The organism is Serratia sp. BNK-33-b (assembly GCF_048684565.1).
GTDB lineage: Bacteria > Pseudomonadota > Gammaproteobacteria > Enterobacterales > Enterobacteriaceae > Serratia > Serratia marcescens.
Map to the genome: position 1 here is coordinate 1,438,929 of NZ_JBLQTZ010000001.1, position 15,833 is coordinate 1,454,761.

The window sequence follows — 15,833 nt, forward strand, 5'->3', positions numbered from 1 at the left end:
ATGGAACTCAAGATCGACAAGGTGATCGAAACGGTGCTGTACGTCAGCGATATTGAACGCGCGGACGCTTTTTACCGGGAGGTGCTGAAGCTGCCGACGATGGCCGCCAATGAACGGTTTCGCGCCTACAACGTCGGCGATCGGAGCGTACTGTTGCTGTTTATCGAAGGTGATTCGCTGCGCGGGGCGCACTATCCGACCGGGTTTATTCCTGCGCACGATGGCGTGGGGCCGGCGCATATCGGGCTGGCGGTGACGAAAGAGCAACTGCCGCATTGGGAACGGCATCTGGTGGACAACGGCGTGGAGATTGAGGGGCGGATGCGCTGGGAACACGGCGGGGAGAGCATTTATTTTCGCGATCCCGACGCCCACCTGTTGGAACTGGTGACGCCGGGCATTTGGGCCAATTACTGATCGAACCCGCCTTGCGCCAACATGTCCAACGCGGCATTCAGCACCTGCAGCGCGGCCTGCGGTTGCCGCTCTATCTGCACTCTGACGATGGCGCCGTCGATCAGCATCGCCAGCATTGCCGCCCGCTGTTCCCGCTGTGGGCCGGCGGGCAGGTGACGCGCCAGTTCATCCGCCATTTGCCGCTTATGCCGGCCGGCGATTTGCAGGCTTTCCGGCAGCAGGTCGGCGATTTCTACCGCCGTATTGATAAACGCGCAGCCGCGAAAGCGCGGATCGTCGAACCATTCCGCCAGGCAGGGCGCCAGCGCCGGCAGCAACCCGCCGGTTTGTGCCACATGGCGATCCAGCGCTGTGCTGAACCAGGTGAGCCACTGCTGGTGGCGATAGGCCAAAAACGCCGTAATCAAATCGTTCTTGCTGGGAAAGTGGCGGTAAAACGTCACCTTAGTGACGCCTGATTCTTTGATGATGCGATCGATGCCGGTGGCGCGGATCCCTTCCTGATAAAACAGATCGTGAGCCGTCAGCAGGATGCGCTGGCGGGCGGGTAAGGTATTGCGATCGACGGTCATCATTTTCTCCAAGCTATTTTCGAGTGATTGTAGACAACTCTGTCTACATGCGCTAGCGTAATGATGTAGACAGAATTGTCTACATGCCTTCACTCAGGAGATAAGCATGAGCATTAAACCCCCATTGCCGCCTTTTACCCGCGAATCCGCTATCGAGAAGGTGCGGCTGGCGGAGGATGCCTGGAACAGCCGCGATCCTGAGCGGGTGTCGCAGGTGTATTCCCTCGATACCCACTGGCGTAACCGCGCGGAATTTGTCGACGGCCGCGCGGCGGTGGTCGCATTTTTGCAACGTAAGTGGGCGAAAGAGCTGGAGTATCGGCTGATTAAGGAACTGTGGGCGTTTGACGGCGCGCGCATCGCGGTGCGTTTCGCCTATGAGTGGCGCGACGATTCCGGCAACTGGTATCGCAGCTTCGGCAATGAAAACTGGGGGTTCAATCAGGAGGGGCTGATGATTAACCGCCATGCCTGCATCAACGACATGCCGATTCGCGAACAGGATCGGCGTTTTCATTGGCCACTCGGTCGGCGCCCGGACGATGTCCCGTCGCTGAGCGATTTCGGCTTTTGAATCCGATGTCGTGCCCGCGCCGGCCGATCGCGAGAAAAAGCGCACCGATCGACAAACGGGAATTTGTAGAAAAGCCTTTCCGCTTCTAGACTTAGGGGACAACAAACGTACTCCAAGAGGACAAGCTATGACGAAGAAGTTGGTTTTGGCCGTCGGTACTGCGGCGGTATTTTCCATTCTTGCCGGCTGCACCGCCTATGACCGTGCAACCAGTTATGTCAATGAGCCGGTGGTCAGCGATGTCAAAGTAGGGATGACCAAGCAGCAGGTGCGGGCGATTGCCGGTCCGCCGTCGACGTCCGCCACGCTGATTCATGCGCAAGGCACTTGCGATACCTATGCGGTCGCGCCGCGCGATGGCAAAGTGCAAACGTACTTTGTCAGCTACAACGACACGGGCCATGTCATGAACAAGGGCTATCAAACCTGTTCCGACTACGATTCGCAGCCGAAGTAAACGCGTTTCAGCCGAACATAAAAGCCTCGCTTTCGCGGGGCTTTTCATTTTTTAAGCGTTTAAGGCTTGAAGTTTAGGCAACCGCACCGCCCATGCCATTTTTTTGCATCAAAATGATAGACATTTCATAACGGTATCGCTAATATCAGCGCCCATTGGAAGGATGGCCGAGTGGTTTAAGGCAACGGTCTTGAAAACCGTCGAGTGTAACAGCTCCCAGAGTTCGAATCTCTGTCCTTCCGCCAAATTCAGCCGGCTTAGCTCAGTAGGTAGAGCAACTGACTTGTAATCAGTAGGTCACCAGTTCGATTCCGGTAGCCGGCACCATGAGTGCCAAAAAACCGCCAGCCGCAAGGTTGGCGGTTTTTTGCTTTACGCGGTTCTCAACGCGGCGCGCAGGGACTAGGGCAGCCAGGCGCCAAGCACCACCCCGATAATCGCGTACTCATCGGCATTCTGCGCCGGGCAACCCGGCATGCTTCCCTTAAGCCATCGATGCCCGGCTTCCTCGACATACCTTCTAAAGACGAGCTCCGCGCTGTCACAGCGTTTCGCTATCACCTTATCGCCGGACACGAGCTCGGTTATGCCGGCAGTAACGGGTTCGACAAGTATCAAGGCGCCCTTTGGGTAATTGGCGCCGGCAGAGCCGTTCATCGTGTTATCCCGCACCGGCAACCAGTAGGCCTGAGCGCTGCATTGCACCATCGCCGGGTAGTGGACGGTCGTTCCTTTGCGCAGCTGTTCATGAGACAACGGCAATGTCCACGTTAGCAGCGGCAGCGTTTTACCCAAGGCCTGCGAAGTCTTCTGCCTGACGGGGCGTAGCCCGATTTGCTCCAGGCCATCCAGCCAGCCGATTTGCACGGCGAAGTACTGTTCAATCCTTCGCGCCATGTCGCCACTGATGCCCTTTTTGCCTTTCTTGCCCGGCGGGTAGAGCAGGCGAGAGACATAGTCAGCGGCAATACCGAGCGCCTCCGCAAGGCGCTTTTGCCCCCCGACGCCGAGGTTATCGATCAGGATGATCAGGCGCTCTCGCCGCATCTCCTGGAGGTGCATTTTTTGCTCGTTTTTCATGAGGCCATCGTACCTAAATTTACCTGCAGGTAAATGGATTTTCGCTATTGAAAAAAAGATACCTCTGGGTATACTTGGATACTGTTTATTTATACAGTATTTGGTGTAATGCCCTCGGCGAGCACGCCGGGCGGAGCGGTTGTTGCGTGTTGGCGCACGCCGAGCAGAAGAGCGGCTCGACCGACGTCGGTCAACGACATGGAGCCCTGGCGATGTGGCAAACGCCCAAAGGAGGTGGAAGCATGAGAGATATGAATGAAGTGTTGGAGCGGTGGGGCGTATGGGCCAGGGATAATAGCGGCATCGATTATTCCCCCATTGCTGCCGGGTTCAGAGGGCTGTTGTCCTATAAATCGAAAGGCGAGCGTTCCTGTTGCGATGATGATGGCCTGGTGATCGACGGTTGCGTGGGCAGATTGAAGAAATACAAACCCGAAGAGTTCGATCTCATCATTGCCCACCATGTTTATGGTATATCTCTGCGTAAGATCGCCCTGAAAAGGAAATGTTCAGACGGTACGATACGCAAAGAGATGCAAACGGCGGAAGGGTTCATCGGGGGATGCCTGGCGATGTTGGATATAAAGTTGACTATGGATCGCTGAAACTGCTGCCGTTGAAGTTGATGAGGGTTTATTTCTCGTTTCATTGTGACATCAGGAATAATAATAGCGTATGCGCGTTGCAATAATTTAAAAAAAGACTCACGCGTACGCAAATAAGCGCGTAACCTGATAAAACTGAGTCGTTACCGGCGCCGCCGCACGATAGCCAAACCTCGCTCCAGCGGGGTTTTGTTTTTTTATAATAAAAGACTCACGCGTACGCAAATAAACGCGTAATCTGATAAAACTGAGTCGTTGCCGGCGCCGCCGCATGATAACTAAACCTCGCTCCGGCGGGGTTTTTCATTTTTAGCCTCCTTGTCAAAACGGTCAATCACTCACTGAATAATGACTATCGTTGAATGATCACGGCCGGAGGCTAATCCTTCTCATTTATAAAACGGCGCAATCCTTATTTCTCTTCTCAGGTTGAGCAGAACGGATAAGCCATTTTCGACAGCGTAAATGGCCGCTTATTTAAATGGAACAGGAATGACGGAGAGGGGCGCCGCATTTAGCCGCTCTTTTCCATGACTCCCGACGATCGGGCTATGCCCCGGTAAGGGGAGGGTGATGATTATGCCTTGGAAAAATGAACCAAACATCCTTTCAATGCTGCTTGCTTTCGGCATGACGCTGCTGGGGGCGATCGCCAGCTATTCCTTCAAGGTTTTGAACGGCGAAACCTTTAGCTGGAGGACGCTGTTTTTGCAGTTGTTCGTCTCTATTTTCGCCGGCTTGACCATGGTGATGATTGCGCTGCATTACGACTGGCCTTCGGAGGTGATGGGCGGCGTATGCGGCATGGCGGGGTGGTCGGGAGCATCGCTGATCAAGGCATTGGAACGCCGATTTCTCAATAAAGCGTCAGGAGGAAACCAATGAAGATAAGTGATGATGGCATGGCGCTGATTAAGCGTTTCGAAGGCCTGCGTTTGCAGGCTTATCAGGACTCGGTCGGCGTTTGGACCATCGGCTACGGGTGGACTCAACCGGTAGCGGGACGAAAAGTTGGGGCCGGCATGGCGATCGATGTCGCAACGGCCGAGCGTTTGCTGGTGTGCGGTGTCGCCCAATTCGAACGGGGCGTCGAACGGCTGGTGGCGGTGACGATCACGCAGGGGCAGTTCGATGCGCTGGTGAGCTTCGCCTATAACCTGGGTCTGCGCGCGCTGGAGAACTCGACGCTGCTGCGCCGGCTGAACGCCGGCGATCGGCAGGGTGCGGCCGACCAGTTCGGCCGATGGGTGAATGCGGGCGGTGTGCGGCTCGATGGGCTGGTTGCTCGGCGTGCGGCGGAACGCGCGCTGTTCCTTACCTGATGCCTGAATGCGTCTGTAAAACGATTCCCCCTCAAAACGACGGAGACCTTGCCCAAATGATTGAAGATGAAATCCAACGCTCGCTGGCCGCGCTAACCCATCTGGCGGTTCATCCGCTGATCCTGCCGGATCCGCAGCAAGAAGGCGTGACCTATCAGAAGATCAGCGATCTGAAAGTGAACACCGGTCTGGTTGACAGCTCGCTGGTGCAGAGCCGTTTTCAGATCGTGCTGTACGTGATCGACGATTACTCCCGGCTGATCGCTCTGGATAAAGCGGTTTTGAACGCTTGGGAAGGGGTTCGACATGGTCATATCGGCGAATGGCCGGTACAGGCGGTTACGCGCAGCACCCTTTTGCAGAGCGCCACGCCCCTGGCGGATAACCGCGTCCAGTATCGGATGGCGCGCGATTACCTCATCACCCATTCCGAGGTGGCGGCGTGATCGCCATAAACGTTACCGGCATGGCGGAATTGACTCGCCGCTTGGAAGCGATTCGGCGCGAGGTCGCCAGTCACATTCTGCCGGAGGCCGGCCACGCCGCGCTGGCGCCGCTACTTAGCACGATGCGGCAGTGCGCCGAGCGGGGGGCGTCAAACAGCGAACCCTCGCTGAGCGCCGGCATCGCGATACGCCCGGCCGTTACCGGATGGAACGCGGTGACGTTGCGTGTCGGCCCCAGTAAACAGCATTACCACAGAGCTCTGGCGCAGGAGTACGGCACGGCAACGCAAGCCGCCGCCCCGTTTATTCGCCCTGCGCTGGATCACCATAAGCACCAAGTGTTACGCATCCTGGCGGCTAACGTCCGCTATGGCATCGAAAACCGGTAGCGACCGCTACCATCCTTCATCAAAAAAGAGAGAGAAAAACTATGGCTGATAAAACCTCGCCAGAATACGCCATGCTGCCTGCCGGCACTATCGTCAAATGGGGCACCGTTGGGGCTGCACCGACGGCCATGAAGGCGCTGACCAACTGTAAAGCGGTAGGTGAAATGGGGCAAACCGGCGGTTTTGTCGATTGCACCACGCTGCTGGATACCGCCAAGCAGTTTATTTCCGACCTGCCGGAGGGCGCGGAGAAGTCCATCGGTTTCATCGACGATCCGTCCAACGCCGATTTCGCGGCGCTGCTGAATGCGGCGGACAAGCGCGAAACGGTGCAGTTCTACGTCGAGCTGCCAAATGGCCGCACCTCCACCTCCATCCTGTCGCTGTCCGGCTGGAAAATGAATGAGATCACCGCCCCGGCGAGCGAAGTCATTCAGATTACCGTCCAGGGCAAGCAAAACAGTAACACCTGGGGCTCGGTCACCCCGAAAGTGTGATCCATTGGCGGTTTGCCGCAGGTTAACGCCTGAAGGCGAACGCTTCCGCCGCGGGCCATGTGGCCTGCGGCAACCTGCTTATTACAGAGTAAACCGAATTGAACAAGGAAAAACCGATGAGTGAGAAATACGATCTGAAAGCGCTGAAAGCGGCGCTGCTGAAATCCGACGATCACGTGATTGAAACGCAGATCTTTGGCGCCAAAGCCTTTATCCGTCGCCTGAAAGCCGCGGAACTGCAGGAAAACGAAGACGGCATGAAGGCCGCCATCGACAGCGGTGACATGAACAAAGCCGCGCAGCTCAACGTGCAGCTTCTGCTGTCTTGCCTGATGACGCCGGACGGCAAACGCATCCCGGCCGGCGCCTTGCCGAGCGTAGACGATCTGCTGGCGGCGCACGACAACCCGACGCTGGTCGAAGCCATCGGCGCCGTCAAGCGCCATGCGGTCGGCAGCCTGGAGGAAGCGGAAAAAAACTGACTGACTCGCCCTGGCTGATGTTGGTGTTCCAACTGGCCGATCGCTGGGGTGAGTCGGATCCTCGCAAGATCGCCGCGATGCCGGCGCACATCCTGAATCACTGGCGGGCATACTTCAAACTGCAAGGCATGACGGCCGATGCGGCGGAGAGTGCCCCCGTTCATCAATCCGGTCAGCCCGCTCAAAGCAGTATTGATATGCAGTGTGCTGACGTTATGCGAGTGCTGGGAAATGGCTGATACCGCACAGTTGGTCGTCGGGTTGCAACTGAATGACACCAACTTTAAAAACAAACTGACGGCGGCTTACCGTACCGCCGGGGAACAATCCGCCAAATTTAACCGCCAGGCTCAGCAGGACGCGAAGAAGACCGACGAGTCGTATCAACGCATCGGTGGCACGCTTGGCGGCCTGGCGGGGAAACTGGCGGGGCTGGCCGGCGTTGAGCTGTCGCTGCAGGGCCTCGCAGCCACCTCGCGCCAGTATGGGCAGGCGCTCACCGAACTCGCGTCCATCACCGTCGCCGCGACGGCGCAGATGAAACAGTTGGACGACGCGGCTCGCCAGGCGAGCAGCGCTTCCGGCGAAGGTGGCAGCCGGGCGGAGGAGATGCTGAAACTGGCCGGTGGCCTGAATGACAGCGCGGCGGCCTGGCGCGATCAGGCGGCGGCGGCGCGCGGGGCGGCTCAGGCCACATCGGGCGTCGGCGCGGCGTCTCGTGTCGCCAATGTCGCGCTGGGTGTGCTTGGCGGCCCGATCGGTGTCGCCATACAGGCGGGATTGGCGATGCTGTACTTCCATGAGCAAAACAAATTAGCACGTCAATCGGCTTTGGCATTGAAAGATGCTGTAATAGAGACCGTCCCGACATTGGCTAAGATGTCTAATAAACAATTAGCTGTAAAGCAACTGGATTATAGAGATCAGCTTCAGAAGCTTTTTGATGAAAAAAAGCAGCTGCAACGTAATGAAACATATCTGAAAACACGGATAGAGCAGGCTAATAAAGCAGGGTGGATTGGCAGTGTCTTGTTTGGTAAGCCGGAGGATCGGAAGGACGAATTGACCAGAACGGCGGCGGAAATGGAGTCGATGGATAAGGCCATCGAAAAAGCTAAACGCAATCTTGACAATGTAAATGATGCTCGCTTTTTGGCTTATACAGAGCTTGGTCAACGTATTAGCCAGTTTCAATCTGATGTTAATGCAATGATAGCTCCCGATCAGCCTAAAGATGATCCAGCTGCTGTCACTCCTGCTGGTAGGTCAGGGGCAGATAAGAGTAGACAAGAAAAGCAGCAGGAGCAGTACATGCAGCTGCTTCAACAACTCGCGGAACAGTACGCTCCTGGGCAGACGACGGTACGTAAAGAGCAGGAGGCCAGCGAAGAACTGAAAACGCTTTATGGTAAGCGTCTGTCGAACGAACGCGAATATCAGATCGCCAGTCTGGCACAGCAGCAAGAAAATATGCGCCAGCGTTTGAAAGTCGAAACCGACGCGAAACAGCTGGAGTACTCTAACCGGAACGCACAAATGACTTTGTCGCCTGAAGCTTATGATCAAATGGTCGCAGAGCAGCAGATCAGAGAGTCGTTCCATCAACGTCGCTTGCAGTTGGACAAGGAAGTGGCAGATAAAAACTCCGAGCAATATGTGCAACAGGCAGACATTCTCGCGAGTGAACAGCAACGCCAACTGGATATTGTTCGCGATGCCGAACAGAAAAAAGCGGCGATTAAAGGGGATTATGTCGCCGGGTTGAAAAAGGGCCTGTTTGCCTGGACGGGTGATAGCGGTAACGTTTTTGAGCAAGTCAAAAACATAACGACCCAAACGTTTGATGGCATGGCCAACGCCTTGACTAACTTTGTCACCGTCGGTAAAGCCAGTTTCGGTGATTTTGCCAAATCCATCCTGACCGACCTAACCGGTATGATGATTAAGATGGCGATGTTTAACGCCCTTAAAACCGGTATGAGTTTCTTTTTGCCTACCGGTAACGATCCGGGGCCTGTGCCGATGTTCCCCAACGCCAAGGGCGGCGTATACGCCTCGCCTTCGCTGAGCGCATTCAGCGGCCAGATCGTCAGCAATCCCACGTTGTTCGCGTTCGCCAGAGGTGCCGGCTTGATGGGCGAAGCCGGGCCGGAGGCCATTATGCCGCTCAAACGCGGCGCGGACGGTTCGCTCGGCGTGCGGGCGATCGGCGGTGGCCAACAGTCTGCGGCGGCGCCGAATGTCTACATCACCATCGAGAACGGCGGCAACGTCAGTTCGCAGGCCGATCCGGGATGGGGCGAGTTCGGTAAACGGATGGGCAATATCGCCGCGCAGGAAAGCCAGAAGGTGATCAACCGCAACCTGATGCCGGGCCAGCCGATTTGGAAAGCAATCAAGGGGATGTAATGGGCATTCAGACATTTGAATTTCCGGCGCGCGTCAATGCCGCCGGCGATACGCGCTTTCGCGTCAGAAAGGCGCAGTTCGGCGACGGCTATGCGCAGGTCTCCGGCGACGGCATTAACCCGATCGTGCGCTCCTGGGATCTGACCTTTGTCGGCAAGTATGACTACATCACGCCGATCATCGTCTTTCTGGAAAATCATCATGGGGTGAAGTCCTTCCAATGGACGCCACCGACGCAGGTTCCCGGCCTTTACCGCTGCGAGGGTTATAAGCCGGTCGCGATGGGCGGGGGCAACTATTCACTGACGGCCACGTTTACCGAGGCCTTTCACGTTTAATCGGGGGAGATGATGCTGAATTCAGATTTGCAAAAGCTGGAGCCGGGCAACCGCATCCGCCTGATTGAGGTGGACGGCACCCGGTTTGGCGCCGATATTCTGCGCTTTCATTGCGATACCCTGCCGTTTACGCCGCAAGAGCTGGCCGCTGCGGGCGGTGATGAAAGCAAACTGCCGGCGAAATCGGTCTGGTGGCAGGGGCAGGAGTACGGCCCGTGGCCGTTTAGCATTGAAGGGCTGGAGATTTCCGCCGACAGCCAGGGCAACGCGCCCAAGCTGTCGGTCGCCAATATCAACGGCCTGATCAGCGCGCTCTGCCTGCAGTTTGAGGACATGGCGCAGGCCAAGGTGCGGATCCACGACACGCTGGTGCACTACCTTGACGCCCGTAATTTCCCGCAGGGAAACTCTTCGGCCGATCCGCTGCAGGAAAAGCTGCAGGTGTTCTACATCGATCGCAAGGCGACGGAAAGCGACGAGGCGGTGGAGTTCGAACTCTCCAGCCCGGCGGATCTGCGGGGGTTGCGCATTCCGACCCGGCAAATCCACAGCCTGTGCACCTGGTGCTCGCGCGGCGACTATCGCACCGGCAAGGGCTGCGATTACGCCGGTAGCCGTTACTTTGACGACAAAGGCAACCCGGTGGAGGACCCGAGTCAAGATCGCTGCGGCGGGCTGCTGAGCGACTGTCAGAAACGCTTTGGCGAGCATGAGCCGCTGCCGTTTGGCGGCTTCCCGGGCGCGGCGTTAATCCGGCAGTAGGGGGCGAGTATGAAAGAAAAAACCGCGGCGGCCATTATGGCGCACGCCAAGGCCGAGTACCCGCGCGAATGCTGCGGCGTGGTGGCGCAAAAATCCCGCGTGGAGCGCTATTTCCCGTGTCGCAACCTGGCGGACAACCCCACCGAGCAGTTTCATCTGGCGCCGGAAGACTACGTGGCCGCCGCCGAATGGGGCACCATCACCCTCATTGTGCACAGCCACCCGGACGCCACCACGCAGCCGAGTGAGCTGGACAAGGCGCAGTGCGACGCGATGGAGTTGCCCTGGGCGATAGCCAGCTGGCCGGAGGGGGATTTGCGCACCATTTTGCCGCGCGGCGAACTGCCGCTGGTGGGTCGCCAGTTCGTGCTGGGGCATACCGACTGTTGGGGGCTGGTCATGAGCTATTTCCGCCAGGAACACGGCATAACGCTCCAGGATTACCGCGTTGATTACCCGTGGTGGGAGCGGGGTGAAAACCGCTATCTGGATAACTGGCATGCCTGCGGCTTTCGCGAGTTCGATGGCCCGCCGCGCCCAGGCGACATGGCGATCATGCAGGTTTCGGCGCCGGTGGCCAACCACGCCGGCATTCTGCTGGCAGATGGCCTGTTGCTGCACCATATGTACGGCATGCTTAGCCAGCGGGTGCCTTATGGTGGTTATTGGAAGGAGCGGACGGTGAAGGTGTTGCGGCATAGAAAAATGATGTAATTCTCTGTTAAGATGAAAAAAATAACAGAGGGATTACTGATGAAAAAACTCCTATTACTCATCACGTTGCTGATGCTGACAGGTTGCGCAAATCCAGAACTAACAAAAAAGGTTACTGCTGAGTTTACATCTAAAAAGGATGTAAAGAATTTATCCGTTTGCATCGCTGATAAATCAGACATGAGAACGTTTAATATGCTACGAATTGAAACAACAGAAAAGCCAGCCAGGGACGGTGGTGTTTCTTTAGCTCTGATTAATGGCGGTGACTATATTGACATTATACCAGAGACATTAGGCAGCAAGGTTATATATCGTGGTGAAGGTTCGAGACCAATGCTCGGAATGCTAACGTATAGAAATGATGAAGTAATAGCAGATATTAAATCATGTTTGTAAAAACGAACATAGTAATCAAAGCCATCAATTGATGGCTTTTTTATGGGGATAATTACATGTCGTTAATTGAAATTCCACTCAGAACGGTAAGATTTCACGGACCGTTGATCAACGCTTTTGGGAGAGAGTTCAAATATCGGGCTACGACGGTACCCAAGGCTATTGATGCAATGAAGAACTTATTGCCAGGTTTCGAACGCTACATGCTTGAAGCGCACAAACGCGGCCTGACATTTTCTATTTTCGTTGGTAAACGCAATGTCGGACAGGATGAGTTGGAGTTCACCAAAGGCTCGGAAGATATTCACCTTGTTCCCGTCGTGATTGGCAGCAAGCGCGCAGGCTTATTCCAGACCGTGTTGGGCGTGGCGCTGGTTGCCGTGGCTATGTATGTTTCAGCGGGGACTGCGGCTGGTGCCATGGGGGCATTTACGGCGGGTGGGGGAACTGGCATGGCGGCGATGGCCGGTGCTTCCATGGCCCTCGGCGGCATCCTCCAAATGCTTTCCCCGCAAATGGGCGGGCTGCGCATGCGGCAAGGCCCGGAAAATAAACCGAGCTATGCCTTTGGCGGGCCGGTCAACACCACGGCGCAGGGCAATCCCGTCGGCGTGCTGTACGGCACGCGTGAAATTGGCGGGGCGATTATCTCCGCAGGCATTTATACCGAAGACCAGCAATAACGACATCCGTTTGAACAGACAGCCGCAATAGCGGCTTTTTTTATGGGCGAAATATGGCACAGAACATGATCCGTGGGCGAAAAGGCGGCGGCGGTGGCGGCCACACGCCGGTAGAATCGCCGGACAGCATTCAGTCGATCGCCAGAGCGAAGATGTTGTTCGCATTGGGCGAAGGAGAATTTGCCGGCGGGCTGGATGGCACAAACATTTTTGTTGACGGTACGCCGGTGCTGAGCAGCGACGGAACGGAAAACTTTCCCGGTTTCCGCTGGGAGTTCCGCCCTGGCTCGCAGGCGCAGGAATATATCCAGGGCATTCCCGCCGTTGAAAATGAGATCTCGGTCGGCAGCGAACTGAAAAGCGGCGCGCCGTGGGTGCGCTCCGTCTCTAACCTGCAACTTTCCGCCGTCCGCCTGCGCCTGGGGTGGCCCATGCTGCAAAAGCAGGCGGACAACGGCGACGTCAACGGCTATCGCATCGAGTACGCCATCGACGTGGCGACCGACGGCGGCAGTTACCAGGAGGTGTTAACGGCGGCGATCGACGATAAAACCACCTCGCTGTATGAACGCTCGCATCGCATCAATTTGCCGAAGGCCACCACGGGATGGCAGCTGCGCGTGCGCCGGTTGACGCCTAACGCCAACAGCGCCCGGATCGCCGACCGCATGAACATCGAGGCGCTGACCGAAATCATTGACGCCAAGCTGCGCTATCCGAACACTGCGCTGCTTTACGTGGAGTTCGACTCAAAGCAGTTCCCCAACATCCCGAAGATCAGCTGCAAACCGCGCGGCCGCCTGATCCGCGTGCCGGACAATTACGATCCGCAAACGCGCAGCTATACCGGCATCTGGAGCGGCGGCTTTAAGTGGGCCTACAGCGACAACCCGGCGTGGGTGTTTTACGACATTATTTTGGCCGAGCGTTTCGGCCTGGGCGACCGCATCGACGCTTCCCAGGTCTCGGAGTCCGAGCTGTATCGCATCGCGCAGTATTGCGATCAGCCGGTGCCGGACGGGCGCGGCGGCGAGGGCATGGAGCCGCGCTTTACCTGCAACGTTTATCTGCAGTCGCGGGAAGAGGCCTGGACGGTGCTGAGCGATTTGGCCGGCATCTTCCGCGGCATGACCTATTGGGGGCAAAACCAAATGGTCGCCCTGGCGGACATGCCGCGCGATATGGACTTCACCTACACCCGCGCCAACGTGATCGACGGCAAGTTTACCTACTCGTCCGCCAGCGAGCGCACCCGCTACAGCACCGCGATGGTCAGTTGGTCCGATCCGGGCAACCATTACGCCGATGCGATAGAGGCGGTATTCGACAGCGATCTGGTGCGCCGCTACGACGTGAACCAGACCGAACTGACGGCCATTGGCTGCACCACGCCGAGCGAAGCGAACCGCCGCGGCCGCTGGGCGCTGTTGACCAACAGCAAGGATCGTACGGTCAGCTTCTCCGTGGGGCTGGACGGTATGATCCCCATGCCGGGGCATATCGTCGGCGTGGCGGACCAGATGCTGGCCGGACGAGTGATTGGCGGGCGCCTCAGCGGCGTGGACGGACGTAAACTGACGTTGGACAGGAGGCCGGGCGCTAAAGCCGGCGATCGCCTGATCGTTAACCTGCCTTCAGGTAAAGCGCAGGCGCGCACCGTGCAGGCGGTGAATGATCGCGTAGTGACCGTCACTACCGCCTATAGCGAGACGCCGGCGCCGGAAGCGGCCTGGTCCATCGATGCGGACGATCTGGCGGTGCAGCTTTACCGCGTGGTGGGCATCGCCGACAACGGCGATAACACCTATACCGTCAACGCCGCGGAACACGATCCGAACAAGTACGCCCGCATCGATACCGGCGCGCGTATCGACGATCGTCCGATCTCCATCATTCCGCCCGGCGTGCAGGCGCCGCCGAAAAACATCACCATCGACAGCTACTCCTCGGTGAGTCAGGGTATCGCCATTACCACCCTGCGCGCCGCCTGGGGCGCGGTTGAAAATGCCATCGCCTATGAGGCGGAATGGCGCAAAGATAACGGCAACTGGGTGTCGGTGCCGCGCACCTCGGCGCTCGGCTTTGAAGTGCCGGGGATTTACGCCGGTCGTTATCGGGTGCGGGTGCGGGCCATCAACGCCAGTGACGTATCGTCTATCTGGGCGACGTCGATGGAAACCTACCTCAAGGGCAAAGAGGGTAAACCGCCGATGCCGGTCGGCTTCAAGGCATCGCCTTTGCTGTGGGGCATCCAGCTCGACTGGGCGTTCCCTACCGGCGCTGAAGATACGCTCAAGACCGAAATTCAGTATGCGGACAACGCGGCCGGAAATAACGCGATGCTGCTGGCTGATATCCCGTATCCGCTGCACACCCACGCTATGGCCGGGCTGAAGGCGGGACAGGGCTTCTGGTTCCGCGCGCGGCTGCAAGACCGCACGGGCAATCAGGGCGACTGGACTGGCTGGAGCGCCGGGCAGGCGAACGCGGACGCCGGCGATTATCTCGAGAACATCGGCGACGATCTTCTGACCTCGAAAGACGGCGAGCGGCTAGTGGGCGATATCGACACCAACATCGACGCCATCTTGCAGAATGCGCTGGCAAACAATGCGACGGTGGATCACCAGTGGGCGCAGTACGGCACGGTGCGCGCCGATATCATGGTGGTGAAAACCACCATCGCGGAGGTCGATCGCGGGCTGGCCGAGATGAAAACCCAAGTGCAGGCGCAGATTGACGACGTGGCGGCGGTGCTGGAAGACAAACTGACGGCGACGGTAGACGCCGACGGCGCCACGGCCATCCATACGCTGAAAGCGGGCGTGCGGGTGAACGGCACCTTCTATAACGCCGGCATGTCGATCGCGGTATTGGCGGAAAACGGCAGGCCTGTCACGACTCGCGTCGGCTTTAACGCCAATCAGTTCGTGCTGATGAGCGGCAACAACAGCAATCAGTATTCGCCGTTTGCCGTGGTGGATGGGCAGGTGTTTATTAGCGACGCGTTTATTCGCAATGGCACTATCGATAGCGCAAAGATCGCACAGCATATCCAGTCTTCTAATTGGATAAGTGGGCAGCGTGGCTGGGCGATAAATAAAGATGGTGGGGCACAATTCAATAACATTAGCGCCCGTGGAGCAATATATGCCGACACCGGTGAGTTTAAAAATGGTGTGATTGGCAATTGTCGAATTCTTGAAAACTGTTCCATTGAGGGAAAACTTTCCGCCGCAAATATCGAGGGCGCGATCATGGATGGCTCGATGTTAAGCTGGACGGGTTATCATACTAATGAGAGTCGGTTATTACGTTTTGGCGGTAATAATGTTATTCCCGTTCGTGTTTTTGGACAGATTCAAATTAGAAGAAGCGGACGCGGCTATCCTCACGGTTATGGCGGGGTTAGGCAAAATGCAACCGATGGAGGCTATATGCCAGAGGTTCCCGTTAGTTCCAGTTCAGGTAGCGGACAACCTTCGGTATCCATCGTTTATGTCGATGCATTAATTGGGAAGTCTTCGACTGCCTTTTGGCAGCTTGCTTCAGGAGAACTCGATCAAGGACAAGGACATTCAACGACCTTCATTGTGAACATTTTTGCCACGCCACAATATACGGCCTTTGCGCTGGAGTAATCATCACCTCCGTAACGAGGTTTTATCTGGCTAATTCAGGAGGATA

Annotated in this window: 19 protein-coding genes and 2 tRNA genes; 19 read left to right on the plus strand and 2 right to left on the minus strand. The window is 57.0% G+C overall.

The genetic code is table 11. The features are described 5' to 3' along the window. Positions 1-417, plus strand: a complete 417-nt coding sequence (locus ACMGGK_RS06775) for a VOC family protein (RefSeq protein ID WP_079450283.1) — start codon at positions 1-3, stop codon at positions 415-417. Here the strand turns inward: ACMGGK_RS06775 and ACMGGK_RS06780 are convergent. Further along, positions 411-989 (minus strand): TetR/AcrR family transcriptional regulator, encoded by a 579-nt coding sequence (locus tag ACMGGK_RS06780; RefSeq protein WP_097101627.1) that lies wholly within the window; start codon positions 987-989, stop codon positions 411-413. The genes ACMGGK_RS06775 and ACMGGK_RS06780 overlap by 7 nt on opposite strands. 106 nt (positions 990-1,095) lie before the next feature. On the opposite strand from ACMGGK_RS06780, the gene ACMGGK_RS06785 reads away from it, so the two are divergent. The 4 genes from ACMGGK_RS06785 to ACMGGK_RS06800 all read left to right on the plus strand — a co-directional run bounded on the left by ACMGGK_RS06785 (position 1,096) and on the right by ACMGGK_RS06800 (position 2,347). Then, positions 1,096-1,563, plus strand: a complete 468-nt coding sequence (locus ACMGGK_RS06785) for a DUF1348 family protein (RefSeq protein ID WP_197817739.1) — start codon at positions 1,096-1,098, stop codon at positions 1,561-1,563. 127 nt (positions 1,564-1,690) lie between these two features. Beyond that, entirely contained in the window at positions 1,691-2,020 is a 330-nt protein-coding gene (gene osmE / locus ACMGGK_RS06790) for an osmotically-inducible lipoprotein OsmE (RefSeq protein WP_004935874.1), read from the plus strand. A 157-nt stretch (positions 2,021-2,177) separates the two neighbouring features. Beyond that, positions 2,178-2,265: transfer RNA gene (locus tag ACMGGK_RS06795), tRNA-Ser, on the plus strand. A gap of 6 nt (positions 2,266-2,271) precedes the next feature. Beyond that, positions 2,272-2,347: transfer RNA gene (locus ACMGGK_RS06800), tRNA-Thr, on the plus strand. 75 nt (positions 2,348-2,422) lie between these two features. Here ACMGGK_RS06800 and ACMGGK_RS06805 read toward each other — a convergent pair. Then, the gene (locus ACMGGK_RS06805) at positions 2,423-3,100 is read right to left on the minus strand and encodes a S24 family peptidase (RefSeq protein ID WP_049299858.1); all 678 of its coding nucleotides are present in this window, start codon (positions 3,098-3,100) and stop codon (positions 2,423-2,425) included. 242 nt (positions 3,101-3,342) lie between these two features. On the opposite strand from ACMGGK_RS06805, the gene ACMGGK_RS06810 reads away from it, so the two are divergent. From ACMGGK_RS06810 to gpJ, 14 genes are all read left to right on the plus strand, one after another. Then, positions 3,343-3,705: an antiterminator Q family protein gene (locus ACMGGK_RS06810; RefSeq protein WP_016926941.1), complete on the plus strand. Its 363-nt coding sequence runs from the start codon at positions 3,343-3,345 to the stop codon at positions 3,703-3,705. A gap of 573 nt (positions 3,706-4,278) precedes the next feature. Continuing rightward, complete coding sequence (locus ACMGGK_RS06815) at positions 4,279-4,590, plus strand: phage holin family protein (protein WP_028127738.1); 312 nt, start codon at positions 4,279-4,281, stop codon at positions 4,588-4,590. Then, positions 4,587-5,027: a lysozyme gene (locus ACMGGK_RS06820; RefSeq protein ID WP_016926943.1), complete on the plus strand. Its 441-nt coding sequence runs from the start codon at positions 4,587-4,589 to the stop codon at positions 5,025-5,027. The genes ACMGGK_RS06815 and ACMGGK_RS06820 overlap by 4 nt, the downstream gene beginning before the upstream one ends. Before the next feature lie 56 nt (positions 5,028-5,083). Further along, a complete protein-coding gene (locus ACMGGK_RS06825) occupies positions 5,084-5,473 on the plus strand; it encodes a hypothetical protein (protein ID WP_048796965.1) in 390 nt (129 codons plus the stop codon). Then, the gene (locus ACMGGK_RS06830; protein ID WP_016926945.1) at positions 5,470-5,862 is read left to right on the plus strand and encodes an HK97-gp10 family putative phage morphogenesis protein; all 393 of its coding nucleotides are present in this window, start codon (positions 5,470-5,472) and stop codon (positions 5,860-5,862) included. The genes ACMGGK_RS06825 and ACMGGK_RS06830 overlap by 4 nt, the downstream gene beginning before the upstream one ends. A gap of 41 nt (positions 5,863-5,903) precedes the next feature. After that, a complete protein-coding gene (locus ACMGGK_RS06835; RefSeq protein ID WP_016926946.1) occupies positions 5,904-6,359 on the plus strand; it encodes a major tail shaft subunit in 456 nt (151 codons plus the stop codon). A gap of 116 nt (positions 6,360-6,475) precedes the next feature. Further along, on the plus strand, positions 6,476-6,841 hold the full coding sequence (locus ACMGGK_RS06840) for a phage tail protein (RefSeq protein ID WP_016926947.1): 366 nt from the start codon (positions 6,476-6,478) through the stop codon (positions 6,839-6,841). A gap of 231 nt (positions 6,842-7,072) precedes the next feature. After that, positions 7,073-9,250: a phage tail tape measure protein gene (locus ACMGGK_RS06845; protein ID WP_143778339.1), complete on the plus strand. Its 2,178-nt coding sequence runs from the start codon at positions 7,073-7,075 to the stop codon at positions 9,248-9,250. Next, complete coding sequence (locus ACMGGK_RS06850; RefSeq protein ID WP_420276771.1) at positions 9,250-9,588, plus strand: phage tail protein; 339 nt, start codon at positions 9,250-9,252, stop codon at positions 9,586-9,588. Before ACMGGK_RS06845 ends, ACMGGK_RS06850 begins: the two co-directional genes overlap by 1 nt. 9 nt (positions 9,589-9,597) lie before the next feature. Continuing rightward, positions 9,598-10,350, plus strand: a complete 753-nt coding sequence (locus ACMGGK_RS06855) for a phage minor tail protein L (RefSeq protein ID WP_162807762.1) — start codon at positions 9,598-9,600, stop codon at positions 10,348-10,350. 9 nt (positions 10,351-10,359) lie between these two features. Next, on the plus strand, positions 10,360-11,064 hold the full coding sequence (locus tag ACMGGK_RS06860) for a C40 family peptidase (RefSeq protein ID WP_115436311.1): 705 nt from the start codon (positions 10,360-10,362) through the stop codon (positions 11,062-11,064). A gap of 39 nt (positions 11,065-11,103) precedes the next feature. Continuing rightward, positions 11,104-11,463 carry a hypothetical protein gene (locus tag ACMGGK_RS06865; RefSeq protein WP_143778336.1) on the plus strand — a complete coding sequence of 120 codons (360 nt, stop codon included), beginning with the start codon at positions 11,104-11,106 and terminating at the stop codon, positions 11,461-11,463. Positions 11,464-11,519: 56 nt separating this feature from the next. Further along, a complete protein-coding gene (locus ACMGGK_RS06870; RefSeq protein WP_049300461.1) occupies positions 11,520-12,146 on the plus strand; it encodes a tail assembly protein in 627 nt (208 codons plus the stop codon). A gap of 53 nt (positions 12,147-12,199) precedes the next feature. Next, positions 12,200-15,787: a TipJ family phage tail tip protein gene (gene gpJ, locus ACMGGK_RS06875; protein ID WP_049300462.1), complete on the plus strand. Its 3,588-nt coding sequence runs from the start codon at positions 12,200-12,202 to the stop codon at positions 15,785-15,787. Positions 15,788-15,833: the final 46 nt, after the last annotated feature.